The 23,596-nt window shown below is 69.6% G+C and carries 22 protein-coding genes and 1 tRNA gene; 11 read left to right on the forward strand and 12 right to left on the reverse strand.

From position 1 onward, the window contains the following. Positions 1-61 precede the first annotated feature (61 nt). Positions 62-155 (forward strand) — tRNA-Ser (locus WG923_RS04925). Positions 156-251: 96 nt separating this feature from the next. Continuing rightward, positions 252-428 carry a hypothetical protein gene (locus tag WG923_RS04930; RefSeq protein WP_340349830.1) on the forward strand — a complete coding sequence of 59 codons (177 nt, stop codon included), beginning with the start codon at positions 252-254 and terminating at the stop codon, positions 426-428. 42 nt (positions 429-470) lie between these two features. Here WG923_RS04930 and WG923_RS04935 read toward each other — a convergent pair whose 3' ends face one another. From WG923_RS04935 to WG923_RS04960, 6 genes are all read right to left on the reverse strand, one after another. Beyond that, positions 471-656 (reverse strand): hypothetical protein, encoded by a 186-nt coding sequence (locus WG923_RS04935; protein WP_340349831.1) that lies wholly within the window; start codon positions 654-656, stop codon positions 471-473. Positions 657-765: 109 nt separating this feature from the next. Continuing rightward, the gene (locus WG923_RS04940) at positions 766-2,988 is read right to left on the reverse strand and encodes a TRAP transporter permease (RefSeq protein WP_340349832.1); all 2,223 of its coding nucleotides are present in this window, start codon (positions 2,986-2,988) and stop codon (positions 766-768) included. Between the two features lie 127 nt (positions 2,989-3,115). Next, the gene (locus tag WG923_RS04945) at positions 3,116-4,069 is read right to left on the reverse strand and encodes a TAXI family TRAP transporter solute-binding subunit (protein WP_340349833.1); all 954 of its coding nucleotides are present in this window, start codon (positions 4,067-4,069) and stop codon (positions 3,116-3,118) included. A 233-nt stretch (positions 4,070-4,302) separates the two neighbouring features. Then, complete coding sequence (locus tag WG923_RS04950) at positions 4,303-4,734, reverse strand: RNA-binding S4 domain-containing protein (RefSeq protein ID WP_340349834.1); 432 nt, start codon at positions 4,732-4,734, stop codon at positions 4,303-4,305. Further along, a complete protein-coding gene (locus WG923_RS04955) occupies positions 4,735-6,144 on the reverse strand; it encodes a sensor histidine kinase (RefSeq protein ID WP_340349835.1) in 1,410 nt (469 codons plus the stop codon). Beyond that, complete coding sequence (locus tag WG923_RS04960; RefSeq protein WP_340349836.1) at positions 6,141-6,830, reverse strand: response regulator transcription factor; 690 nt, start codon at positions 6,828-6,830, stop codon at positions 6,141-6,143. The genes WG923_RS04955 and WG923_RS04960 overlap by 4 nt, the downstream gene beginning before the upstream one ends. Positions 6,831-6,929: 99 nt before the next feature. On the opposite strand from WG923_RS04960, the gene WG923_RS04965 reads away from it, so the two are divergent. The 3 genes from WG923_RS04965 to WG923_RS04975 all read left to right on the forward strand — a co-directional run bounded on the left by WG923_RS04965 (position 6,930) and on the right by WG923_RS04975 (position 10,008). Next, on the forward strand, positions 6,930-7,889 hold the full coding sequence (locus tag WG923_RS04965) for a Bug family tripartite tricarboxylate transporter substrate binding protein (protein ID WP_340349837.1): 960 nt from the start codon (positions 6,930-6,932) through the stop codon (positions 7,887-7,889). A gap of 75 nt (positions 7,890-7,964) precedes the next feature. Next, positions 7,965-8,474, forward strand: coding sequence for a tripartite tricarboxylate transporter TctB family protein (locus WG923_RS04970; RefSeq protein ID WP_340349838.1), 510 nt, complete (start codon positions 7,965-7,967; stop codon positions 8,472-8,474). A gap of 1 nt (position 8,475) precedes the next feature. Next, on the forward strand, positions 8,476-10,008 hold the full coding sequence (locus WG923_RS04975; protein WP_340349839.1) for a tripartite tricarboxylate transporter permease: 1,533 nt from the start codon (positions 8,476-8,478) through the stop codon (positions 10,006-10,008). Positions 10,009-10,276: 268 nt separating this feature from the next. On the opposite strand, the gene WG923_RS04980 is transcribed toward WG923_RS04975, so the two are convergent. From WG923_RS04980 to WG923_RS05005, 6 genes are all read right to left on the reverse strand, one after another. Continuing rightward, positions 10,277-11,764, reverse strand: coding sequence for a class I adenylate-forming enzyme family protein (locus WG923_RS04980; RefSeq protein WP_340349840.1), 1,488 nt, complete (start codon positions 11,762-11,764; stop codon positions 10,277-10,279). Beyond that, complete coding sequence (locus WG923_RS04985) at positions 11,761-12,498, reverse strand: ABC transporter ATP-binding protein (RefSeq protein ID WP_340349841.1); 738 nt, start codon at positions 12,496-12,498, stop codon at positions 11,761-11,763. Before WG923_RS04985 ends, WG923_RS04980 begins: the two co-directional genes overlap by 4 nt. Positions 12,499-12,579: 81 nt before the next feature. Then, entirely contained in the window at positions 12,580-13,350 is a 771-nt protein-coding gene (locus WG923_RS04990; RefSeq protein WP_445322893.1) for an ABC transporter ATP-binding protein, read from the reverse strand. Then, positions 13,347-14,360 carry a branched-chain amino acid ABC transporter permease gene (locus tag WG923_RS04995; RefSeq protein ID WP_340349842.1) on the reverse strand — a complete coding sequence of 338 codons (1,014 nt, stop codon included), beginning with the start codon at positions 14,358-14,360 and terminating at the stop codon, positions 13,347-13,349. The genes WG923_RS04990 and WG923_RS04995 overlap by 4 nt, the downstream gene beginning before the upstream one ends. Further along, positions 14,357-15,217, reverse strand: a complete 861-nt coding sequence (locus tag WG923_RS05000; protein WP_340349843.1) for a branched-chain amino acid ABC transporter permease — start codon at positions 15,215-15,217, stop codon at positions 14,357-14,359. The genes WG923_RS04995 and WG923_RS05000 overlap by 4 nt, the downstream gene beginning before the upstream one ends. A gap of 24 nt (positions 15,218-15,241) precedes the next feature. After that, on the reverse strand, positions 15,242-16,408 hold the full coding sequence (locus WG923_RS05005) for an ABC transporter substrate-binding protein (RefSeq protein WP_445322894.1): 1,167 nt from the start codon (positions 16,406-16,408) through the stop codon (positions 15,242-15,244). Between the two features lie 180 nt (positions 16,409-16,588). On the opposite strand from WG923_RS05005, the gene WG923_RS05010 reads away from it, so the two are divergent. The 6 genes from WG923_RS05010 to WG923_RS05035 all read left to right on the forward strand — a co-directional run bounded on the left by WG923_RS05010 (position 16,589) and on the right by WG923_RS05035 (position 23,594). Beyond that, entirely contained in the window at positions 16,589-18,043 is a 1,455-nt protein-coding gene (locus WG923_RS05010) for a sigma-54 interaction domain-containing protein (RefSeq protein ID WP_340349844.1), read from the forward strand. A gap of 230 nt (positions 18,044-18,273) precedes the next feature. Beyond that, entirely contained in the window at positions 18,274-19,470 is a 1,197-nt protein-coding gene (locus tag WG923_RS05015) for a substrate-binding domain-containing protein (protein WP_340349845.1), read from the forward strand. A gap of 104 nt (positions 19,471-19,574) precedes the next feature. Next, positions 19,575-21,068, forward strand: coding sequence for an extracellular catalytic domain type 2 short-chain-length polyhydroxyalkanoate depolymerase (locus WG923_RS05020; protein ID WP_340349846.1), 1,494 nt, complete (start codon positions 19,575-19,577; stop codon positions 21,066-21,068). After that, positions 21,065-21,901 carry an ABC transporter ATP-binding protein gene (locus tag WG923_RS05025; RefSeq protein WP_340349847.1) on the forward strand — a complete coding sequence of 279 codons (837 nt, stop codon included), beginning with the start codon at positions 21,065-21,067 and terminating at the stop codon, positions 21,899-21,901. Before WG923_RS05020 ends, WG923_RS05025 begins: the two co-directional genes overlap by 4 nt. Continuing rightward, a complete protein-coding gene (locus WG923_RS05030; RefSeq protein ID WP_340349848.1) occupies positions 21,898-22,617 on the forward strand; it encodes an ABC transporter ATP-binding protein in 720 nt (239 codons plus the stop codon). The genes WG923_RS05025 and WG923_RS05030 overlap by 4 nt, the downstream gene beginning before the upstream one ends. Beyond that, positions 22,614-23,594, forward strand: a complete 981-nt coding sequence (locus WG923_RS05035) for a branched-chain amino acid ABC transporter permease (protein WP_340349849.1) — start codon at positions 22,614-22,616, stop codon at positions 23,592-23,594. Before WG923_RS05030 ends, WG923_RS05035 begins: the two co-directional genes overlap by 4 nt. Positions 23,595-23,596: the final 2 nt, after the last annotated feature.

Genomic DNA, 23,596 nt, shown 5'->3' on the forward strand with positions numbered 1-23,596 from the left:
CCGCGGCCGCCCCCGCGCAGGCGGGGGCCCAGGCCCGGTTTGCGTTATGATTCCCGACTCCGGAGCGGTGACCGAGTGGCCGAAGGTGCTCCCCTGCTAAGGGAGTATGCGGGCAAAAACCTGCATCCAGGGTTCGAATCCCTGTCGCTCCGCCAGAACAAGGCCCGCCTCGCGCGGGCCTTTGTTTGGGTGCTCCTCTCCGGCATCGCCGGGAATGAAAGCGGGGCGCGTTCGGTAAACTGCCTTCGCCCATGCCCACCGATTTCGCCAGCACGCTGGTCCTGATCTTCACCTCCGCGCTCACCTTCCTGGTGGCGCGCCTGCTGTCGCGCAAGTGGCGCGAGAAGCGCCGGCACAAGGAGGAGGCGCAGCGCCGCGCCGCGGAGAGCCGGCAGGTGCGCCGCGCGCGCGAGCGGCGCGCCAAATAGGAAAGCCGCCCGAAGGCGGCTTTCTCTCCCGGAAACGTCCTGTTATCTCTGCGCGGCCGGCTTGTCCTGCCCGCTCGCCCTGTTTCGTTCGTTGCGCCGGCGCTCCCCTGCCGCCGCGGGCCTGCGCGCCCCGTCGGCCTGCCAGGGCAGGCCATAGGAGTTCGCCGTCACCGCCAGGATGGCGGGCACCCGCTGCAGGATCGCCGCTGTCGTTCTTGTGTCGCTCATCGTTCTTCTTCCCTGTACTGCCTGCGTTCTGTCTGTCTGTGTGACTGCAGTGCACGCAGTATCGGGGCGTGATCGATGGCGACGTGCCAGCGTGCTGCGTGAGGACAGGTCAGCGGTATCTGACATCCAGCCCGGCGGCAAGGGGCACGGCCGCGCGCCGGTGCGCGGCGACCTGCCGCAGCACCACGGGCGCCACCAGCGCGATGCCGGCGATGCTGACCCACAGGCCCGGCGCGATCAGCAGCAGCGCCGCCACCACGCACAGCAGCTGTTCCCAGCGCTTCATCTCGACCAGGAAGAAGCGGCTCAACGCGGCGGCCAGCACCGAGATGCCCAGCACGCAGCCCGCGAACGTGATCGTGAAGTCGTAGAGGTTGAAGCTCTTGGCCACCAGCAGCAGCGAGGGCGAGAACACGAACACGAAGGGTACGAGCGCCTTGGCGAGGCCGAGGCGGAACGCCGTGTTGCCGGTCTTGAACGGGTCGCTGCCGGCCATGCCCGCGGCCGCATAGGCGGCCAGCGCCACCGGCGGCGTGATGTCCGCCAGCACGCCGTAGTAGAAGACGAAGAAATGCGCCACCAGCGGCTGCACGCCCAGCTGCACGAGGGTGGGCGCGGCCACCGTGACCATGATAATGTAGTTCGCCGTCGTGGGAATGCCGCATCCCATCAGGATGCACACCACGGCCGTCATCGCCAGTGCGGCGAACAGCGTCAGGCTGCGCGTGTCGGCGATGAAGGCGGGCAGCACGGTGGACACCGCCTCGGCGATCGTCTGCGCCCAGCCCGTGATGATGAAGCTGATCTTGAAGCCGACGCCCGTGAGCGTGACCACGCCGATCACGATGCCCACCGTCGCCGCGGCGGCGCCCACCGCCAGCGCGTACTTGGCGCCGGTCTCGAAGGCCTCCACCATCACGCCATGGCCGATGCGGCCCGTGACGCCGGCGAGCTTCCAGCCCGCGATCGCGATGACGACACCCGCCGCGAACAGCGCGATCTTGATGCGGTCCGTCTCCCCCCCGAGTTCCGCGAAGCCGATCAGCATCAGCAGCGCGTGCAGCACGAGGAACAGCACCCAGTTGGCGGGGCGGTTGCCGCTGCCCTTCGTGGTGAGGCCCACGATCGCGCAGGAGCTGATGCCGGTGAACGCGGCGAGGTAGGGCGTGCGGCCCGACACCAGGATGCCCACCAGCAGGAACAGCGGGATCAGCGTCGGCCAGCGCTGCCTGAGCGACTCGCGCAGCTTGGGCATCTCCTCCTCGGTGAGGCCGCGCAGGCCGTGGCGCTTGGCCTCGAAGTGCACCTGCATGAACACGCCGAAGAAGTGCATCAACGCGGGAATGATCGCGGCGGCGATGATGGTCTGGTAGGGGACGTTGAGGAACTCCACCATCAGGAAGGCGGCGGCACCCAGCACCGGCGGCGTGATCTGCCCGCCGGTGGACGACGCGGCCTCCACGGCGCCGGCGAACTCGCGCCGGTAGCCGACGCGGATCATGGCCGGAATGGTGAGCGAGCCCACGGTGACCGCGTTGGCGACCGAGGAGCCCGAGAGCATGCCGAACATCGCGGAGCCGAACACGCTCACCTTGGCGGGTCCGCCGGCGTAGCGGCCGGCGATGCTGGAGGCGATGTCGAGGAAAAGCTGGCCCAGGCCGATGCGCGTGGCCATCACCCCGAACAGCACGAAGTGGAAGACGTAGGTCGCCACCACGCCCACCGCCACGCCGTAGATGCCCTGGCTGGTGAGGTACTGGTGGTTGATCATCTGGCTCCAGCTTGCGCCCGCGTGCTTCAACAGGCCGGGGAAGAAGGGGCCCGCCAGCGCATACACCGTGAAGCCGATCGCGATCAGGGGCAGCGGCCAGCCCATGGAGCGGCGCGTCGCCTCGATCAGCGTGAAGAACAGGATGGAGCCGAACACGACGTCGGCCAGGCTCGGGTTGCCGATGCGGAACGCGAGGTCGTCGAAGACCCAGGGGATGTACAGCACGCTGGCGGCGCAGGCCAGCGCCAGCAGCCAGTCGTACCAGGGCACGCCGCCGGGGGTGTGCCAGCTGCTGGCCGTCACGTCGCCGTACAGGCGCTTCGTGCGCGGGAAGACGAGGAAGATCAGCCCCAGCACGAAGGCGAGGTGCACGCCGCGGTGGGTGGTCTCGCGCAGCAGGCCGAAGCCGGCCGTCCAGTAGTGGAAGCACGACAGCGCGATCAGCAGCGCCATCACGATCCAGGTGGCGGGCTGCACCGTGGCGCGAAAGCGCATCTCCGGGTCGAACCTCTGTTCGAGCTCCTGCAGCTTGCGCTCGTCGAGCGCGCTTGCCGTGTTCATCCGTAGCTCCAAATGAAAACAGGGAGGGCGCGCCTCCCTGTTCCACCGTCGTCCCCGCGCAGGCGGGGACCCAGGGCACGCGCGCAGCGCGTGTGGATTCCCGCCTCCGCGGGAATGACGGCTTGCTTTACTTGATCAGGCCGGCTTCCTTGTAGAACTTCTCGGCGCCCGGATGGAACGGGATGCCGGCGCCCTTGACCGCATTTTCCTTGGTGATGAACTTGCCCTTGGCATGGCCGGCGGCCAGCGTCTTCTGCGTGGACTCGCTGTACATGGCCTTGGTGATCTGGTAGACCGTGTCGGCGGGGACCTTGACGCTCGTCACGAGCTGCGCGCCCACGGCCAGCGTGTCGACGGCGGGCACGTCCTTGTAGGTGCCCGCGGGGATGTGGTCCACGGCGAACCAGGGGCTGGACTTCAGCAGTGCCTGCGCCTGCGGCCCGCCCAGCGGCACCAGCTCGATGCCGACGCCGCTGGAGGCGAGTTCGGCGATCGCGCCGGCCGGTGCGCCGCCGACGAAGAAGAAGGCGTCGAGCGAGCCGTCCTTGAGCTTGTCGCCGGCCTGGTTCGGCTTGATGTAGTCCGGCTTGATGTCGGACTCCTTGACGCCGTAGGCGGCCAGCACCATGCGCGCGTCGATCAGCGTGCCGGAGCCGGGCTCGTCGAGCGCGACGCGCTTGCCCTTGAGATCCGCCACGCTCCGGATGCCGGAGCCCTTCTTCACCACGAGGTGGATGCTTTCGGGGTACAGGTTGGCGATCAGGCGCAGGTCGGGCACCTTGGGCTTGCCCTCGAAGGCGCCGGTGCCGGTGAAGGCCCAGGTGGCGACGTCGGACTGCGACAGGCCGGCTTCGAGCGAGCCGCTCGCGATCGCGTTGACGTTGGCGAGCGACCCGTTGCTGGCCTGCGCGGTGGCGACGATCTTGCCCGGCTGCGACACGGCGTTGGCGATCATGCCGCCCACGGGGTAATAGGTGCCGGCGGTGCCGCCGGTGCCGATGCGGAAGAACTGCTGCGCGTGCGCGGCGCCCGCGAAGGCCAGGACTGCGGCCAGGCCGACGGCCCACTTCTTGATGTTCATGGAACTCTCCTCGATGAAAACCCAACGAGGCAGGAGTAGACCACGGACGATGTGCCGCGCGCATAGTGGAAGCACCGGGTGTTGCGCCATTGCTCCCTCCCCCTCCGGGGGAGGGCTGGGGTGGGGGCGCTCCCACTCCCGCTTGCGGGAGAGGGCTGGGGTGAGGGCGGGGCCTGTCGCGCGCCGCAGCGCCCCCATCCCGCCCTTCCCCCGGAGGGGGAAGGAGAAAGACCTCAGCGCTTCGTCGTGTCGTCGTCGATCGACGCGCTCCAGCGGTCGCCCCAGCCGGCGCGCTGCGCCTCGTCGAGGTCGCGGCGGCCGCGCTTGGTGGGGCGGCCATGCTCGATGGCCAGCGCGGGCTCGCGCGCGAAGCGGCGCTGGTCCATCGCCTTCTCGCGCTCGGCGAGGCTCTCCGCCGTCTCCTCATAGAGCTGCTGCGCCACCGGCGCCGGGCCGCGCACGTCCGAGATGCCCTTCACCAGCACCGTGCGCGTGAGGCCCTCGCGCCGCATGGAGACGGTGTCGCCCACCTTCACCTCGCGTGCCGGCTTCACTTCCTGGCCGTTGATGGCCACGCGGCCCTTGTCGATTTCCTCCGTCGCCAGGCTGCGCGTCTTGTAGAAGCGCGCCGCCCACAGCCACTTGTCGATCCGCAGTTTTTCCATTCAGGAAATATTCTGCGCCAGCGGCAGCCGCACGGTGGCGTCCAGCCCGGCGGTGCGCCTGTCCTTTTCACGGTTTTCGAGTTCGATCGTGCCGCCGAGCGCCCGCACGATCTCCTGGCAGATCGCCAGGCCCAGCCCGGAGCCGCTGCGCACGTCGCCGGCCGAAAACGGCTGGAACAGCCTGGGCAGCAGCTCCTCGGCGAGGCCGGGGCCGCTGTCGCTCACCACCAGCGCCGCGCCCTGGTGCCCGGCCAGCACGCGCACCGAGAGCGTGCCGCCGCGCGGGGTGTGCTTCACCGCGTTGTGCAGCAGGTTGCGCGCGAGCTCGCGCAGCATCCACTCGTGCGCGCGCACCGGCGCGGCAGCCGTCTCGATGTCGAAATCGATGTCCTTGTCGGCGATCAGCGGCGCCAGTTCCAGCGCCATCGCGCGCACGGCCCCGGCGAGATCGTTCACCTCCTGCTCGCTCTGCGCGCGCAGCTGTTCCACCTTGGCGAGCGACAGCATCTGGTTGGCCAGCACGGTGGCCCGCTCCACCGTGTCGTTGATCTCCGCGAGCGCCTGCCGCGGCTCGACGTCGCCGCGCAGCGCCGACTGCACCTGCGCCTTGAGCACCGCCAGCGGCGTGCGCAGCTGGTGCGAGGTGTCGCGCACGAAGCGCTTCTGGTTCTCCAGCATGTGCGCCAGCCGCGCCATCACCTCGTTGGTGGCGTCCACCAGCGGCAGCAGTTCGCGCGGCGCGCCCGCCGAAGGCAGCGGCGTGAGGTCCCCCGCGGGGCGCGCCTGCAGCTCGCGGCTGAGGCGCCGCACCGGCCGCGTGGCGCGCTGCACGACCAGCACCACCACCAGCGCGATCAGCGCCACCAGCCCGGCCTGCTGCCACAGGAAATCGAACAGGATCTGGCGCGTGAGGCGCCGGCGCAGCTCCAGCGTCTCGGCCACCTGGATCACGGCCATCCCGCGGCCGCCGGGCGTGGCCACCGGCTGCAGCAGCACCGCCACGCGGACCCGGTTGTCGCGGAAGGTGGTGTCGTAGAAATTGACCAGGGCGGCGTAGGGCGGCTGCGGCGGGATCCGGCCCTGCCAGAACGGCAGGTCCTCGAAGCCGGAGACGAGCCGGCCCTTGAGGTCCGAGACGCGGTAGTACATGCGCGTCTGCAGGTCCGCCTCGAAGGCCTCCAGCGCGGAATAGGGCACGGTGGCGCGCAGCACCGCGTCGTCGTCGAAGCCCTGCACGTCGAGCTGTTCGCCGATCGACTTGGCCGAGGCGAGCAGCGTGCGGTCGTACGCGGTGTTCAGCGCGTCCAGCGTCTTGCGGTACAGGGAGGCCGCGTTGACGGCGATGACGATGCCCACCGGCACCAGGATGCCGGCCAGCAGCACGCGACGCAGCGAAACCCCCCGCTTCACTCGCCGGCCTTGAGCAGGTAGCCCAGCCCCCGCAGCGTCACGAGCTTCACGCCGGTGTGCGCGAGCTTCTTGCGCAGGCGGTACACCACCACCTCGATGGCTTCGTACTGCACGTCCGCCTCGCCGGGAAAGACCAGTTCGAACAGCCGCTCCTTGGGCACCGCATGGCCAGGGCGGGCCAGCAACGCCTGCAGCAGTGCGGTCTCGCGCGGCGCGAGTTCCAGGATCTCGTGGCCGAAGTGGATGGCGCCGCTTTGCCGGTCCCAGTGCAGGCCGCCGATGCCCGGGTCGGACGCCGCGGGCTGTCCCGCGGGCGCGCGGCGGCGGTGCAGCGCGCGCAGCCGCGCCTCCAGCTCGTCGAGGTCGAAGGGTTTGGGCAGGTAGTCGTCGGCGCCGCTGTTGAGGCCCATGATGCGGTCGCCCACCGTGCCGCGCGCGGTGAGGATCAGCACCGGCGTGGCGAGGCCGCTCCTGCGCGCCTCCTCCAGCACCAGCAGGCCGTCCATGCCGGGCAGGGTGAGGTCCAGCATCACCACGTCGGGCGGGGCCTTCTTCCAGCGCTCCAGGGCCACGCGGCCGTCGCCGCACAGCTCCACCTCCATGCCGCGCTTGGTGAGCGTGCGCTGCAGTGCCGTCTGCATGGACGGGTCGTCTTCGACCAGGAGGAGCTTCATGGGCGGAACCATAACCCGGCTGCACTATTAGTGTTATCCCTGATCCTTTGGACAGCCGAATGACAGCGTGGCGACCGACCATCGCAGGGTCCAACCAAGGAGACAAGAACCGTGCGTCGCAATGATTTCCTGAAGACCATGGCAGCCCTGGCGGCCGCCGGCACGCTGCCGCTGTCGGCCCGCGCCGCTTCCAACCTGAAGATGATGATCCCGGCCAACCCGGGCGGCGGCTGGGACACGACCGGCCGCGCGCTGGGCAAGGCGCTGATCGACGCCAAGGCCGCCGACAGCGTGACCTACGACAACAAGGGCGGCGCCGCCGGCGCGCTGGGCCTGGCCCAGTTCATCAACTCCGCCAAGGGCGACCCGAACGCGCTGATGGTGATGGGCGCCGTGATGGTGGGCGGCATCATCACCGGCAAGCCGCCGGTGGACCTGAAGACGGCCACGCCCCTGGCCCGCCTGACCAGCGAGTACAACGTGTACGTGCTGCCGGCCAACTCGCCCTTCAAGACGATGGCCGACGTGGTCGCGCAGCTGAAGAAGGACCCGGGCAGCGTCAAGTGGGGCGGCGGCTCGCGCGGCTCCACCGAGCACATCGCCGCGGCGATGCTGGCGCGCGAAGTGGGTGTCGATCCGGCCAAGATCAACTACGTGGCCTTCCGTGGGGGCGGTGAGGCCACCGCGGCCATCCTGGGCGGCAACGTCACGGTGGGCGGCTCGGGCTACAGCGAGTTCGCCGAGTACATCAAGACCGGCAAGATGAAGGCCATCGCCGTGACGTCGCCCACGCGCCTGAAGGGCATCGACGTGCCCACGCTGAAGGAGCAGGGCATCAACGTCGAACTGGGCAACTGGCGCGGCGTGTACGGCGCGCCGGGCATCTCCGCCGACCAGCGCAAGAACCTGATCACGATGGTCGAGCGCGCGATCAAGACCAAGTCGTGGCAGGAAGCGATGGAGAAGAACGACTGGACCCCCGCGGTCCTGACGGGCGACGCCTTCGCGCACTTCGTCGACGAGGAGTTCGCCAAGCTGCGCGCCACCATGGCCAAGGCCGGCATGCTCTGAGGCCGCCGGCGCGGCCCACGCCCGGTGCAAGGCCGGGCGTTTTTCTTTGTGCGAGTGGCGCGGAGGGCGACAACCATGAACCAACAACCATCTTCCCGCGTCGAGGCGGCCGTCGGTGCCGCGGTGGCGCTCACCGGGCTGGGCCTCGCCGCCGGCGCGATCCCGATTCCCGCCGAGGCCGGCTACGGCGGCGTCGGCCCGAACTTCCTGCCCTGGGTGGTGGCCGTGGTGCTGACGCTGTGCGGCGCGCTGATCGTGCGCGAGGCGCTGGCCGGCGGCTTCAAGGACATGGAGCCCCCGTCGGGCTCCGAGCGGGGCTGGTGGCCGGGGCTGGTATGGGTCTCCGCCGGCTTGCTGCTGAACGCGGCGCTGATCACCACGATCGGCTTCATCCTGAGCTGCGGGCTGTGCTACCTGCTCGCGGTGCAGGGCCTGCGCCGCGCGCAAGGGCAGCGCGCTTCGGCGCCCGGCGTGCTGGCGATGGACCTCGTCTCGGGCCTGGCGATCGCCGCGCCCGTGTACTGGACCTTCACCAAGTTCCTCGCCATCAACCTCCCGGGCCTGACGGGCAGCGGCTGGATCTGACATGGACATCTTCTCCGCACTGCTGCAAGGCTTCGCCACCGCGATCAGCCCCGTCAACCTGCTGTGGGCCTTCGTCGGCTGCGTGCTCGGCACCGCCGTGGGCGTGCTGCCCGGCATCGGCCCGGCCGTCGCCGTCGCCATGCTGCTGCCGATCACCGCGAAGGTGGAAATCACCGCCTCGATGATCTTCTTCGCCGGCATCTACTACGGCGCGATGTACGGCGGCTCGACCACCTCGATCCTGCTGAACACGCCCGGCGAGACCGCGAGCATGGTCACCGCGATGGAGGGCAACAAGATGGCCAAGAGCGGCCGGGCCGGCCAGGCGCTGGCCACCGCCGCCATCGGCTCCTTCGTCGCCGGCACCATCGCCACGGTGATCGTCACGCTGTTCGCGCCGACGGTCGCCGACTTCGCCGTCAAGCTCGGGCCGCCCGAGTACTTCCTGCTGATGGTGCTGGCCTTCACCACCGTGAGCGCGGTGCTGGGGCAGAGCACGCTGCGCGGCATGACCTCGCTGTTCCTCGGGCTGGCGATGGGGCTGGTCGGCATGGACCAGATCTCGGGGCAGGCGCGCTACACCGGCGGCGTGCCCGAGCTGCTCGATGGCATCGAGATCGTGCTCGTGGCGGTGGGCCTGTTCGCGGTGGCCGAAGTGCTGTATTTCGCGCTCTACGAAGGCAGGACCGTCGAGACGCGCAACAGCATGAGCCGTGTCTACATGTCCAAGCGCGACTGGGCCCGGTCCGTGCCGGCGTGGATCCGCGCGACTTTCATCGGCGCGCCCTTCGGCTGCATCCCTGCCGGCGGCACCGAGATCCCGACCTTCCTGTCGTACGCGGTGGAGAAGAAGCTGGCCAAGGGCAGCGACAAGGAGGAGTTCGGTACGGTGGGCGCCATCGAGGGCGTGGCCGGTCCGGAAGCGGCCAACAACGCCACGGTGACCACGGCGCTGATCCCGCTGCTGACGCTGGGCATCCCGACCTCCAACACCACGGCGATCCTGCTGGGCGCCTTCCAGAACTACGGCATCCAGCCGGGGCCGCAGCTGTTCACGACCTCGGCCGCACTGGTGTGGGCGCTGATCGCGTCGCTGTACATCGGCAACGTGATGCTGCTGATCCTGAACCTGCCGCTGGTGAAGGTGTGGGTGCAGCTGCTGAAGATCCCCAAGCCGCAGCTCTATGCGGGCATCCTGATCTTCGCGACGGTGGGTGCCTACGGCATGCGCCAGAGCGCGTTCGACCTGGTGCTGCTGTGGGCCATCGGCTTGGTGGGCGTGGTGATGCGCCGCTTCGACTTCCCCACCGCGCCGGTGGTGGTGGGCATGATCCTCGGCCCGCTGGCCGAGGCGCAGCTGCGCAACGCGGTGTCGATCGGCGAGGGCAGCGCGCGGGTGTTCTTCGAGCGGCCGATGTCGCTGACGCTGATCGCGGTCATCGTGGGGGTGCTGGCGCTGCCGCGGCTGTATCGCGTGGTGCAGGCGCGCAGGCAGGGGCCGGCGATGCTGCCGCACGGGGGCGTGGAGCCCTGAGCACCTTCGCGTCGGTCGCGCCGGCGTCGTGGCTGGCGGTGACCGCGCGCAGCGCGCGCCGGGAACCCCAGCGCTTGCGCGCATCGCTGGGGTTCGCGCGCTGCGCGGCTCACCCCAGCCTACGAAGTTGCCCTGCGCGGCTCCCCCCAGCCCAAGAAGTCGCGCTGCGCGGCTCACCCCAGCCTACGAAGTTGCCCTGCGCGGCTCCCCCCAGCCCAAGAAGTCGCGCTGCGCGGCTCACCCCAGCCTACGAAGTTGCCCTGCGCGGTTACGCAGGGACCGCCATCCGCTCCAGCGCCTGCGCATGCAGGCCCTTCAACGCCGCCCGCTGCAGCTTGCCGGTGGCGGTCAGCGGCAACGCATCCACCCAATGCACCCACCGCGGCCGCCGATGCCGCGGCAGCGCCGCCACGGCGGCCGCGATCCGGCGGTCCGCCTCTTCGCGCTGGCCCGGCGCCGCGACGGCCAGCAGCGCCAGCGCCGTGAGCCCTTCCTCGGTGGTCACGCCCACCGCCGCCAGCTGCTGCACCGTCTCTCCCGCCGTGGCCGCCAGCCGCTGCTCCACCCACAGGGTGCTGACCCACTGCCCTGCGATCTTCAGCATGTCGTCGTTGCGGCCGGTGAATTCCAGGCGCTCGTGCGGATGACGCCGGAACAGGTCACCGGGCGAGAACCAGCCGCCGGCGCGGAAGCTGTCGGCCTGGGCCTCGGGTCGCCGCCAGTAGCCCAGGGCGACGGCGCCATGGCGGATCCAGACGCGCTGCGGCACGCCCGCGTCCGCCCCCGGCGCGTACGTGATCTCTGTCAGCGGCGTCGGCCGCAGCAGCCCGCTGTCGTCGTCGCAATAGAGCACGAGCGCGATGGTCTCGCTGGTGCCGTAGCCGCTGGTGGGCGCGATGCCGGTGGTTTCGCGCCAGGCCTTGCGCGTCGCCGGCGGCAGCGACTCGCCGGCGGACACGTAGTGGCGCACGCCGCTGTGCGCGAGCCGCTTCGCGACGCCCGTCTGCAGCATCTGGTGGTACAGCGTGGGCACGCAGAACACCAGCGAGGGACGGAAGCGCTCGATCACCGCCTCCACCCGTTCCGGCGTCGGCCACTCCGCATCCAGGATCACGGTGGCGCCGGCGCGCAGCCCGGCGAACAGGCTGTTGCCCAGCGCATAGGCGAAGAACAGTTTCGACGTCGCATAGAAGCGGTCCGACGAGTCCGCCCCCAGCACGCCGCAGGCGAAGGAGTGCGCATCCACCACCGTGCGGTGCGCGTGGATCACGCCCTTGGGGATGCCCGTGGTGCCCGAGGTGCCCACCCACAGCGCCGGATCCTCCGCGTCGCGCTTGAGCGCCGGCACCAGGCGTGCCCCCGCCACTTCCAGCGCCCAGGCCGCCCCGTTGCGCACCACCGGCACGGACACGCCCTTCATCTGCTCCACCGCGTGCGCCACGTCCTCGTCGCACCACACGAAGCGCGGCTCGCTGTCGGCGAGGATGGGCTCCAGCTCGCTCGCGGGCAGGCGCGGATTGACGCCGACCGCGACGCCGCCGGCCCAGATCACGCCCAGGTAGGTCACCACCCAGTCCACGCTGTCGGGAGCGATGACGAACACCCGGTCGCCGGGTTTCAGCCCGCGTGCCTGCCAGGCGCCGGCGATCTGGCGCACCAGCCGGCGCAGGACGCGGTAGGTGATCTGCTGGTCGCAGCACTGGAGCGCCAGGTGCTCGTCGCATCCCGCGGCCAGCAGGGTTTCGGCAGCGTTCATGGTTCCTCCTTGGCAAGCGGGGCCGGTGTGCCGGCTCCCTGCAGTCGCACGCCGACCCAGCGGTCGAGCGCGCCCACATCCTCCAGCTGCTCGCGGCTGCGCGCGGCATGCACCACGCGCCCGCGCTCCAGCACCACGCAGCGCTGCGTGAGCGCGAGCGCCTGCGCCACCTGCTGTTCCACCAGCAGCAGCGACTGGCCCTCCTGCCGCACCATGCGCTCGAGCGCCGCGCACAGTTCCTCCACGATCACCGGCGCGAGGCCTTCCAGCGGCTCGTCCAGCAGCAGCAGGCGCGGGTTGAGCATCAGCGCGCGGGCGATCGCGAGCATCTGCTGCTCGCCGCCGGAGAGCTCGTTGCCCCAGTTGCGCTGGCGCTCGCGCAGGCGCGGGAAGAGGGCGTAGACGCGCTCCAGGTCCCACTTGCCCGGCACCGCCGCGACTGTGAGGTTCTCCTCCACCGTCAGCGAGGCGAAGATCTCGCGCTCCTGCGGCACCCACCCGAGGCCCGCCGCGGCGCGGCGATGGCGCGGGATGCGCGCCAGGTCCTGTCCGCACCAGCGCAGCGTGCCTTCGCGCACCCGCGTCTGGCCCATGAGCGTGGCCAGCAGCGTGCTCTTGCCCACGCCGTTGCGACCGAGCAGGGCGAGGCTCTCGCCTTCGGCCATCGAGAGCGTGCAGCGATCGAGCACGATCGCGTCGCCATAGCCGGCGGTGACGCGTTCCAGTTCGAGCATCACGGTACCCCCACGCTCGTCACTTCGTGTACTCGCTGCCCCCCGAGGGGGCTTTCGCGCCTTCGGGCGCCCGTGCGGCGCTCAGCCATGCCGCGCCCTCCCGAGGTAGACCTCGCGCACGCGCTCGTCGGCCGCGATGTCGGCCGGCGCGCCGGTGACGAGTTCGGCGCCCCCGGCCATCACCGTGATGCGTTCGGCGAAGCGGAACACCAGCGACATGTCGTGCTCGATCAGCAGGATGGCGATGTCGTCCGGCAGTTCGGCCAGCACGGTGAACAGTTCGTCGCTTTCGCCCTCGGGCACGCCCGCGGCGGGTTCGTCCAGCAGCAGCACGCGCGGCCGCACCGCCAGCGCCAGCGCCATCTCCAGCAGGCGCTGCTTGCCGTAGGCCAGCTCGCGCGTCTCGCGCAGGCAATCGGGGCCGAGGTTCAGGCGCTCCAGCAGCACGTAGGCCTCGTCGAGCTGTTCGCGGCGGCGCGTCAGCGCGAACAGGCGGCGCTGGAACACCGTGAGGTGCTCGCGTTCCCGCTCGCAGATCGCGTTGGCCACGGCCTCCAGCGGCGTGAGCTGCGGAAACAGCGTGTTGATCTGGAAGGTGCGGGCGAGGCCGCGGCGCACGCGCTGGTCCTGCCGCAGCGCCGTGACGTCCTCGCCGGCCAGCCAGATCGAGCCGCTGGAGGGCCGCAGCACGCCCGTGAGCTGGTTCACCAGCGTGGTCTTGCCGGCGCCGTTGGGCCCGATCAGCGCGTGGCGCGCGCCGGGCAGCAGCGCGAGGTTGACGTCCTGGGTGACCTTCAGGCCGCCGAAGGCCATGCACAGGTCCACGGTCTTCAACACCGGTTGCGTGGTCATCGCCTGCGCTCCACCCACGCCGCGAGCCGCTTCAGCCCGCCGACCACGCCGCCATCGAGGTACAGGGTGACGAAGATCAGCAGCAGCCCGAGCCAGAACAGCCAGTATTCCGGACTGAGGTTGGCGAGGCGGTCCTGGGCCAGCATGAACACCGCGGCGCCGACGAAGCCGCCATAGAGCGTGGCCGTGCCGCCCACGATCAGCATGATCAGCAGGTCCGCCGAGCGCTGGAAGCCCAGCACGTCGATGCCGACGAACTGCGTCGTCTGCGTGAGCAGCGCGCCCGCCACGCCTGCCAGCAGCGCCGAGAAGGTGTAGATGTTCGTCAGGCGCGCGCGGATCGGCACCCCGATCGCCTGGGCGCGCCGGCTGTTCTCGCGCATGCAGCGCAGCGACAGGCCGTAGGGCGAGACGATCAGCGCGCGCACCAGCAGGAACAGGACGAAGGTGACGGCCAGCACGTACAGGTAGGCGGTGCGCCCCAGCAGGTCGAAGCGGAACAGGCCCAGCACGGGGCCGACCTCCACGCCCTGCAGGCCGTCGACGCCGCCGGTGATGTCGTTCGCGCGGTTCGCCACTTCGTACAGCAGCATCGCGATGCCCAGCGTGATCATCAGCCGGCCGAGGTCGTTGGCGCGCAGCACCAGGAAGCTGGTGAGCCAGCCGGCCGCGGCCGCGACGGCCGCCGCCGCGACCAGCCCCAGCAGCGGATCGTGCACGCCGACCCGCGTGATCAGCCCGGCCGTGTACGCGCCCAGCCCGAAGAAGGCCGCGTGCCCCAGCGTGACGATGCCCGCATAGCCCAGGATCAGGTCCAGCGACAGCGCGAACAGGCCCGCGATCAGGATCTGCGAGCCGAGCAGCAGGTTCTTGGGGAACAGGAAGTAGGCTGCGGCGAGCGCGATCCAGAACACGACCTCGCCCTTGCCCCAGCGCTCGCGCGCCCGCAGCGCGAGCAGGTAGGGGGGAGCGCCGAGCAGGTGACGGGGGATCACGGGCGGCGCCTTCATGCGAGCCTCCGCCGCCCGAGCAGCCCGTGCGGGAAGGCGAGCAGCAGCGCGATCATCGCCGCATAGATGATGAAGGCGCCGACCTCCGGCAGGTAGTACTTGCCGGCCGTGTCGGCGATCCCCAGCACCATCGCCGCGAGCAGCGTGCCGGGAATCGAACCGGCCCCGCCCACCACCACGACCAGCAGGAAGTAGACGAGCGTCTTCAGCGGGAACTGCGGATCGAGCCCCAGGATGTTGACGCCCAGCGCGCCGCCGAGGCCGGCCAGGCCGCTGCCGATGGCCAGCGTGAGCTGGAACACGCGGCCGACGGGGATGCCCATGGCTTCCGCCGTCGACTGGCGGTCCACCGAGGCGCGGATGCGCGCCCCGAAGCGCGTGCGCTCCAGGCCGAACACCAGCGCCAGCGTGACGGCGATGCCGATGCCGACCAGGAACAGCTTGTAGCGCGAGAGCTCCATGCCGAGGATGGCCGCCTGCCCGGCCAGCGCCTGCGGCAGCTTCACCGGCTGCTGCGCCGGCCCGAAGGCATAGGTGGCGGCAGCCACGGCGACCAGGATGATGCCGACGGTGAGCAGCACCTGCTTCAAATGCGTGCTGCGATAGAGCTGGCGGTACAGCGTGCGTTCCAGCACGAGGCTGAAGGCGGCCGTGGCCACGAAGATGAGGGGCAGGGCGAGGAAGAAGGGCATGCCTGCCTTGCCCATGAACGTGACCAGAAGGTAGCCGCCGATCATCGCGAACACGCCGTGGGCCAGGTTGATGAACCCCATCATGCCCAGCGTGACCGACAGCCCCACCGAGATGAGGAACAGCAGCATGCCGTAGGCGATGCCGTCGAAGAGGATGGTGGCCATGGCGTGCGCCCTCGCGGGCCGGCCTTACTTGCCCGGATCCTTGACGTGCGGGAACTGGTCGAACTCGACGTTGTAGAGCTTGCCGCCGACCTTCTTCACCTCGCGCACGTAGACGGTCTGCACGACGTCGCGGGTGTCGGCGTCGATCTCCAGCGGTCCGCGCGGGCTCTTGATCTTCATGCCCTTGAAGGCCTGCATCGCCTTGTCGCCGTCGATGTTGCCATTGAGTTTGCGCACCACCTCGTAGATGGCGGCCATGCCGTCCCAGGCGCCGACGGCCATGAAGTTGGGCCGCTGCGGGCTGATCTGCGCATACGCGGCCAGGAAGGCCTTGTTCTCCGGCGAATCGTGCGCCATGGAGTAGTGGTGGGTGGAGATCACGCCCAGCGCGTGGTCGCCCAGCGCCTCGAGGATGCCGTCCTCGGTCAGGTCGCCGGTGGTCAGCAGCCTGATGCCGGCCTTGTCGAGGCCGCGCTCGCTGTAGGCCTTCATGAAGCCCAGCGCCAGCTCGCCGGCCGGCATGAAGACGAACACGGCCTGCGGCTTCGCATCCTTCACGCGCTGCACGAAGGGGCCGAACTCCGGGTTCTTCAGCGGCACCCGCACGTCGCCGACGATCTCGCCGCCCGCTTTCGTGAACGCGCCGCGGAAGGCCTTCTCGGCGTCGTGGCCGGGCCCGTAGTCCGCCACCACCGTGTAGACCTTGCGCACGCCGGACTTGTAGGCCCACTGCGCCATCGGCTCCGTCACCTGCGGCAGCGTCATCGACGTGCGCACCATGTAGGGCGACTTGGTGGTGATGATGGAGGTGGCCGCGTTCATGATCACGGTGGGCTTCTTCGCCTCGGTCGCGACCGAGGCGACCGCCAGCGCGTTCGGCGTGAGGCCGAAGCCGACGATGAAGTCCACTTCGTCCTTCACCACCAGTTCCTGCGCGAGGCGCTTGGCGACGTCGGGCGCCGGGCCGGTCACGTCCTTGACGATCAGTTCGATCTTCTTGCCGGCGACGGTGTCGCCGTTGGCCTTCATGTAGGCCTTGGCGCCGTTGGTGATCTGCTGGCCGAAGTCGGCGAAGGTGCCGGACATCTCGGCGATCACGCCGATCTTGATGGTGTTGCCCGCGGCAAGGGCGCAGGTGCACGCGAGTGCTGCCGCCAGGGCCGCGGCCCCGCGAACGATCGAACGCTTCACTGTCTGTCTCCTGTGGATGGTCTGCCGCCGCCGGCGGGACTGCCTTTGCCGACAGCGGTGCACTTGTTGTGGGCGCAAGAATGAATCTGCGTTCAGTCGCACGCAAGAGAGCCGGCCCGCGCAAACGCACAAGGGTTGCGGCGGATCAAGAAATCGGGCACCGGGCGCTACCATCGCCGGATGAGCCCAGACGCCTCCTTGCCCCTCGACGGCCAGCGCATCCTGGAGCTGGCCGCGCGCTCGATGTTCGAGCTGTTCGCGAACGCCAGCGAAGGGATGCTGCTGGTGGACAAGCACGCGCGCGTCGTGTGGATCAACGACCAGTACAAGCGCTTCCTGCCAGCGCTGGGCTTCGAGCGCGTGGAGGACTTCGTCGGCCAGCCGGTCTCGAAGGTGGTGCAGAACACCCAGATGCACCGCGTGCTGGAGACGGGCAAGCCGATCCTGATCGACCTGCTGTCCAACCGCGCCGGCACCTTCGTCGTCAGCCGCATCCCGCTGCGCGACGAGGCCGGCAAGGTGATCGGCGTGCTGGGCATCGTGCTGTTCGACCATCCCGAGACCACGCTGCAGCCGCTGATCCAGAAGTTCGCGGCGCTGCAGCGCGACCTCGAGGACGCGCGGCGCGAGCTGGCGACGCAGCGGCGCAGCAAGTACACCCTGGCCAGCTTCATCGGCAGCAGCCCGGCGGCCGTGGAAGTGAAGCGGCAGGCCCGCCGCGCCTCGCAGTCGTCCAGCCCCGTGCTGCTGCTGGGGGAGACGGGCACCGGCAAGGAACTGCTGGCGCACGCGATCCACGCGGCGTCGGCCCGGGCGCGCGCGCCCTTCGTCAGCGTGAACATCGCCGCCGTGCCCGACACGCTGCTCGAAGCGGAGTTCTTCGGCGTGGCGCCCGGCGCCTACACCGGCGCCGACCGCAAGGGGCGCGAGGGCAAGTTCAAGCTCGCCGACGGCGGCACGCTGTTCCTCGACGAGATCGGCGACATGCCGCTGGCGCTGCAGCCCAAGCTGCTGCGCGCGCTGCAGGAAGGCGAGATCGAGCCGCTGGGCTCCAACAAGGTGGTGCCCTTCGACACGCGCGTGATCGCCGCCACCTCGCGCGACCTCGGCGCGCTGGTGCGCGAAGGCAGGTTCCGCGAGGACCTGTACTACCGCCTGAACGTGCTGCCGGTGAAGGTGCCGCCGCTGCGCGAGCGCCGCGGCGACATCCCGGCGCTGGCGGAGGTGCTGGTGGAGGACATCGCGCTGCGCAACGGCACGGCGCCCTTCGAGCTCGATGCGCAGGCGCTCGCGACGCTGGCCTCGCAGGTCTGGCGCGGCAACATCCGCGAACTGCGCAACGTGCTGGAGCAGGCCGCCATGCGCGGCGACTCGCAGCACATCGAGGCGCAGGACATCGAGCAGGTGCTGCACGATGCCGGGATCGAGCGGCTGCCTCCCGCGCCCCAGCCCGTGCCGGCGCGCGGCGTGGCAGCGCAGGCCTTGCGGCCGCTCGCCGAGCAGGTGGCGGAAGTGGAGCGGCGGGCCATCCAGGCGGCGCTGGAGGCCACCGGCGGCAACAAGGTGGCGGCGGCGAAGCTGCTGGGCATTTCGCGCGCGAAGCTGTACGAACGACTGGAGCTGGCAATTCCGTAGGCTGGTGCTGGAGCGCAGCGAAAGCCCAGCGCTGGGCTTCAAGCTTCGCGGTTCAGCGCCAGCCTACGACTGGAATCGAGACAAATGCCTGAAAATCAGACACTCTATTTGCCTGATTCTCGGACATCTGGTTTTCCGCCAGCGGGAAAGTCCTGATCCGACAAGCACTTGCGCGCTGGCACGGGTCCTGCATCATCGGGCCGGTTCGAAGTACAAGCAGGAGACAATCAATGCAAAGACGCATCTGGGTGGCGGTGGCCGCCCTGGCCGCCGGCGGGCTCGCCACGCCGCTCGCCTGGTCCCAGGCCAAGGAAATCCGGATCGCCCACGTCTACAGCCGCACCGGCCCGCTCGAGGCCTACGGCAAGCAGACCCAGACCGGCCTGATGATGGGCCTGGAGTACGCCACCGGCGGCACCATGACGGTGGCCGGCCGCAAGATCGTCGTGATCGAGAAGGACGACCAGGGCAAGCCGGACCTCGGCAAGTCGCTGCTCGCCTCCGCCTACTCCGACGACAAGGCCGACGTCGCCATCGGCCCCACCTCCTCGGGCGTCGCGCTGGCGATGCTGCCCGTGGCGGAGGAATACAGGAAGATCCTGCTGGTGGAGCCCGCGGTGGCGGACTCGATCACCGGCGACAAGTGGAACAAGTACATCTTCCGCACCGGCCGCAACAGCTCGCAGGACGCGATCTCCAACGCGGTGGCGATGGACAAGCCCGGCACCCAGGTGGCCACGCTGGCGCAGGACTACGCCTTCGGCCGCGATGGCGTGAAGGCGTTCAAGGATGCGCTGAAGAACGCGAAGATCGTCCACGAGGAATACCTGCCGCAGACGACGACCGACTTCACCGCCGGCATCCAGCGCATCGTCGACAAGATGAAGGACCAGCCGGGCCGCAAGGTGATCGAGGTGATCTGGGCCGGCGGCACGCCGCCCTTCAACGCGCTGGCGGCGCAGAACCTCAAGCAGCGCTACGGCATCGACGTCTTCACCGGGGGCAACATCCTGCCGGCGATGGCTTCGTACAAGCAGTTCCCGGGCATGGAAGGCGCCACCTACTACTACTTCGGCATCCCGAAGAACCCGGTGAACGAGGCGCTGGTGGCCACGCACTACAAGCAGTTCAAGGCGCCGCCGGACTTCTTCACCGCGGGCGGCTTCTCGGCTGCGATGGCGATGGTCGCCGCGCTGAAGAAGACCAACGGTGACCCGAGCGCCGACAAGATGATCCCGGCGATGGAGGGCATGGCCTTCGACACGCCCAAGGGCAAGATGACCTTCCGCAAGGAAGACCACCAGGCCCTGCAGAGCATGTACCACTTCCGGATCAAGGTGGACCCGGCCTTCGCCTGGGGCGTGCCGGAACTGGTGCGCGAGATCAAGCCGGAAGAAATGCAGGTCCCGATCCGCAACAAGCGCTAGGGACGACGACGGGGCGCCGCCGCGCGCCCGGCTCCACAGTGATCGAGGAGGTCCCCGCCAGAGGGACCCGGCTGCGCCATTCCGCACGACCAAGGAGACACGACATGCACCCCGCCCTCCGCCTGTTCGCGGCGGCCGCCGCCTTCGCCTGCGCCGCGGCGCAGGCCGTGGTGGCGCTTCCGGCCTACAACGTGGACCGTGCCCAGACCACCGTCTCGGGCCTGTCCTCCGGCGCCTTCATGGCCAGCCAGCTCGGGTGGGCGCACTCGTCGCTGTTCAGGGGCGTGGGCCTCTTCGCCGGTGGTCCGTACCCCTGCGCCGCCCTGAGCAACTACACGGCGTGCATGTACAACGCCACGATCAGTAGCACGCAGCTGGCGGGGATGCAGAACAGCATCAATACGTACAGCGGCAACGGCGGCATCGATCCCAAGGCCGGCGTCGCGGCGCAGCAGGTGTTCATGTTCGTCGGCACCAGCGACACCACCGTGGGGCCGAACCCGATGAATGCGGTGCAGGCGCAGTACGGGAACAACGGCGTGCCGGCGGCCAACCTGCAGTACGTGCAGCGGGCGGCCACCGCGCACGTGTTCCCGACCGACTTCGACGCCACCGGCAACAACGCGTGCAGCAGCACGGCCTCGCCCTACATCTCCAACTGCGGCTACGACGGCGCGAAGGCGGTGCTGTCGCGCTTCTACGGCACGCTCAACCCGCGCAACGACGCGCCCGCGGCCGGCAACTACATCGAGTTCGACCAGCGCGCCTTCACCACCAACCCGGGCATGGCGGCCAGCGGATGGGTGTACGTGCCGGCCAACTGCGCCGGCGGCGCGCAGTGCCGCGTCCACGTCGCGCTGCACGGCTGCCAGCAAAGCTACGGCCAGATCGGCGACAAGTTCATCCGCAACACGGGCTACACGCGCTGGGCGGACACCAACAGCATCATCGTGCTGTTCCCGCAGACGCAGGTGGACAACACGGTGCGGCAGACGGCGGCAAGCGGCCTGCTGTCCAACCCCAATGCGTGCTGGGACTGGACGGGCTGGTACGGCAGCAACTTCGCGCAGAAGTCCGGCGCGCAGGTCTCGGCCCTGAAGGCGATGGTGGACCGCCTGTCCTCCGGTGCGGGGTCGGGCGGCGGCGGAGGCACCGCGCTGCCGGCGCCCACCGGCGTGACCGTGTCCGGCGCGACCAGCACCTCGATGGCCATCGCCTGGGCCGGCGTGACCGGCGCGGCCAGCTACAACGTCTTTCGCAACGGCACCAAGGTCAACGCCCTGGGCGTCACCGCCACCAGCTACACCGACACAGGGCTGAGCTCCGGCACCACGTATGCGTGGACGGTAGCGGGCGTCGATGCCAACGGTGCGCAGGGTGCCCTTTCCGCGCCGGTGAGCGGCACCACGACCGGTGCCGTGGCCACCTGCTACACGGCCAGCAACTACAACCACACGGCGGCGGGGCGGGCGCACATGCTCGGCGGCATCACCTACGCCAACGGATCCAACCAGAACATGGGCCTGTGGAACACCTTCGTCGTGACCACGCTGAAGCAGACCGGGACCAACTACTACGTGATCGGCACCTGTTCATGACGCAGCTGGCGACGCGCGACCTGACCATCCGTTTCGGCGGCCACGTGGCCGTCAACGCGGTGACGTGCACCTTCGAGCCGGGCACGCTCACCGCGATCGTCGGGCCGAACGGCGCCGGCAAGACGACCTACTTCAACCTGATCTCGGGCCAGCTGAAGGCGAACGCCGGGACGGTGACGCTCGGCGGGCGCGACCTGTCGAACGCATCGGCCTCGCAGCGCACCCGCGCCGGCCTGGGCCGCGCCTTCCAGCTCACCAACCTGTTCCCGCGCCTGACGGTGCTGGAGAACGTGCGCCTGGCGGTGCAGGCCACGCGCGAGGGCGCGCACCGGCGCGGCCTGAACCTCTGGAGCGTGTGGAGCGACCACGAGGACCTGGTCGCGCGCGCCGACGCGATCCTGGACGCGGTGGCGATGAAGGCGCGCGAGAACGAGCTGGTGGCGAACCTGCCGCACGGCGACCAGCGCAAGCTGGAGGTGGCGCTGCTGATGGCCCTGGAACCGCAGGTGTACATGTTCGACGAGCCCACGGCGGGCATGAACCACGCGGAAGCGCCGGTGATCCTGGACCTGATCCGCAAGCTCAAGGAAGACCGCAGCAAGACGATCCTGCTGGTGGAGCACAAGATGGACGTGGTGCGGGAACTGGCGGACCGGATCGTGGTGCTGCACAACGGGGCGCTCGTCGCTGACGGCAAGCCCTCGGAAGTGATCGCCTCGCCCATTGTTCAAGAGGCCTACCTGGGTGTTTCTCCCTCCCCCTCCGCGGGAGGGCAGGGGTGGGGGCGCCCCCCTCCCGACCTCCCCCCGGAGGGGGGAGGAGCAAGACCATGAACCTCCTCACCCTCGAAGGCGTCCACACCCACATCGCCGCGTACCACATCCTCCACGGCGTCGACCTCGCCGTGCCGCGCGGGCAGCTCACCATGCTCCTGGGCCGCAACGGCGCCGGCAAGACGACGACGCTGCGGACGATCATGGGCCTCTGGCGCGCATCCGCCGGCCGCATCACCTTCGACGGGCAGGACATCACGCAGGCCGCCACCCCGCAGATCGCCGGCCGCGGCATCGCCTACGTGCCCGAGAACATGGGCATCTTCGCCGACCTGACGGTCAAGGAGAACATGCTGCTCGCTGCCCGCGGCGCGCGGCACGCGAAGCAGATGGACGCCAGGCGCCTGCAATGGATCTTCTCGCTGTTCCCGGCGGTGGAGAAGTTCTGGAACCACCCGGTGGGCAAGCTCTCCGGCGGCCAGAAGCAGATGCTGGCCGTCGCGCGCGCGATCGTGGAGCCGCGCGAACTGCTGATCATCGACGAGCCGAGCAAGGGCCTCGCGCCCGCCATCATCAACAACATGATCGAGGCCTTCGCGCAGCTCAAGGCGAGCGGCGTGACGATCCTGCTGGTCGAACAGAACATCAACTTCGCCCGGCGGCTGGGCGACACGGTGGCCGTGATGGACAACGGCGTCGTGGTGCATGCGGGCCCCATGCAGGCGCTGGCCGAGGACGAGGAACTGCAGCACGCGCTGCTGGGGTTGGCCCTGTGAACTGGAAAGACTTCGACTGGAAACCGCTGGCGCTGGTGCCGGTGCTGGCGCTGCTCGTGTTCCCCTTCATCGGCTCGACCTCGACCTGGCTCACGCTGACGATCGCCGGCCTCGCGATGGGCATGATCGTGTTCATCATCGCCTCGGGCCTCACGCTGGTGTTCGGCCTCATGGACGTGCTGAACTTCGGCCACGGCGTCTTCATCGCGCTGGGCGCCTTCGTCGCCACCAGCGTGCTGGGCGCGATGGGCGACTACACGAACTCCGCCAGCCTCTGGATGAACCTGCTGGCGGTGCTGCCCGCGATGGTGGTGGCAATGCTCGTGGCCGGCGCGATCGGCCTCGCGTTCGAGCGCTTCATCGTGCGCCCGGTGTACGGCAACCACCTCAAGCAGATCCTGATCACGATGGGCGGGATGATCATCGGCGAGGAGCTGATCAAGGTGATCTGGGGTCCGTTGCAGATCCCGCTGCCGCTGCCGGAGGGCATGCGCGGCACCCTGCTGCTCGGGGATGCGGCGGTGGAGAAGTACCGGCTGATCGCCGTGGTGGTGGGCGTCGTCGTCTTCGGCGCGCTGCTGTGGACGCTCACGCGCACCAAGATCGGCCTCCTGATCCGCGCCGGCGTGCAGGACCGCGAGATGGTGGAGGCGCTCGGCTACCGCATCCGGGTGCTGTTCGTCGGCGTGTTCATGGTGGGCAGCGCGCTGGCCGGCCTGGGCGGGGTGATGTGGGGCCTGTACCAGCAGAACGTCACTCCGCAGATGGGCGCGCAGGTCAACGTGCTGATCTTCATCGTGCTGATCATCGGCGGGCTGGGTTCCACGACGGGTGCCCTGGTCGGCGCGCTGCTGGTGGGCCTGATGGCGAACTACACCGGCTTCCTGGTGCCGAAGGCGGCGCTGTTCTCCAACATCCTGCTGATGATGGCCATCCTGCTGTGGCGGCCGCAGGGCGTGTACGCCCTGAGCAAGTGAAC

Source organism: Ramlibacter sp. AN1133, from assembly GCF_037890035.1.
In the GTDB taxonomy this organism is placed as follows: Bacteria; Pseudomonadota; Gammaproteobacteria; order Burkholderiales; family Burkholderiaceae_C; genus Ramlibacter.

Coding starts and splice junctions, on each gene's coding strand:
- WG923_RS04930 (WP_340349830.1), top strand. CDS start 252: ATGCCCACCGATTTCGCCAGCACGCTGGTCCTGATCTTCACCTCCGCG.
- WG923_RS04935 (WP_340349831.1), bottom strand. CDS start 656: ATGAGCGACACAAGAACGACAGCGGCGATCCTGCAGCGGGTGCCCGCC.
- WG923_RS04940 (WP_340349832.1), bottom strand. CDS start 2,988: ATGAACACGGCAAGCGCGCTCGACGAGCGCAAGCTGCAGGAGCTCGAA.
- WG923_RS04945 (WP_340349833.1), bottom strand. CDS start 4,069: ATGAACATCAAGAAGTGGGCCGTCGGCCTGGCCGCAGTCCTGGCCTTC.
- WG923_RS04950 (WP_340349834.1), bottom strand. CDS start 4,734: ATGGAAAAACTGCGGATCGACAAGTGGCTGTGGGCGGCGCGCTTCTAC.
- WG923_RS04960 (WP_340349836.1), bottom strand. CDS start 6,830: ATGGTTCCGCCCATGAAGCTCCTCCTGGTCGAAGACGACCCGTCCATG.
- WG923_RS04970 (WP_340349838.1), top strand. CDS start 7,965: ATGAACCAACAACCATCTTCCCGCGTCGAGGCGGCCGTCGGTGCCGCG.
- WG923_RS04975 (WP_340349839.1), top strand. CDS start 8,476: ATGGACATCTTCTCCGCACTGCTGCAAGGCTTCGCCACCGCGATCAGC.
- WG923_RS04980 (WP_340349840.1), bottom strand. CDS start 11,764: ATGAACGCTGCCGAAACCCTGCTGGCCGCGGGATGCGACGAGCACCTG.
- WG923_RS04985 (WP_340349841.1), bottom strand. CDS start 12,498: ATGCTCGAACTGGAACGCGTCACCGCCGGCTATGGCGACGCGATCGTG.
- WG923_RS04990 (WP_445322893.1), bottom strand. CDS start 13,350: ATGACCACGCAACCGGTGTTGAAGACCGTGGACCTGTGCATGGCCTTC.
- WG923_RS04995 (WP_340349842.1), bottom strand. CDS start 14,360: ATGAAGGCGCCGCCCGTGATCCCCCGTCACCTGCTCGGCGCTCCCCCC.
- WG923_RS05000 (WP_340349843.1), bottom strand. CDS start 15,217: ATGGCCACCATCCTCTTCGACGGCATCGCCTACGGCATGCTGCTGTTC.
- WG923_RS05010 (WP_340349844.1), top strand. CDS start 16,589: ATGAGCCCAGACGCCTCCTTGCCCCTCGACGGCCAGCGCATCCTGGAG.
- WG923_RS05015 (WP_340349845.1), top strand. CDS start 18,274: ATGCAAAGACGCATCTGGGTGGCGGTGGCCGCCCTGGCCGCCGGCGGG.
- WG923_RS05020 (WP_340349846.1), top strand. CDS start 19,575: ATGCACCCCGCCCTCCGCCTGTTCGCGGCGGCCGCCGCCTTCGCCTGC.
- WG923_RS05025 (WP_340349847.1), top strand. CDS start 21,065: ATGACGCAGCTGGCGACGCGCGACCTGACCATCCGTTTCGGCGGCCAC.
- WG923_RS05030 (WP_340349848.1), top strand. CDS start 21,898: ATGAACCTCCTCACCCTCGAAGGCGTCCACACCCACATCGCCGCGTAC.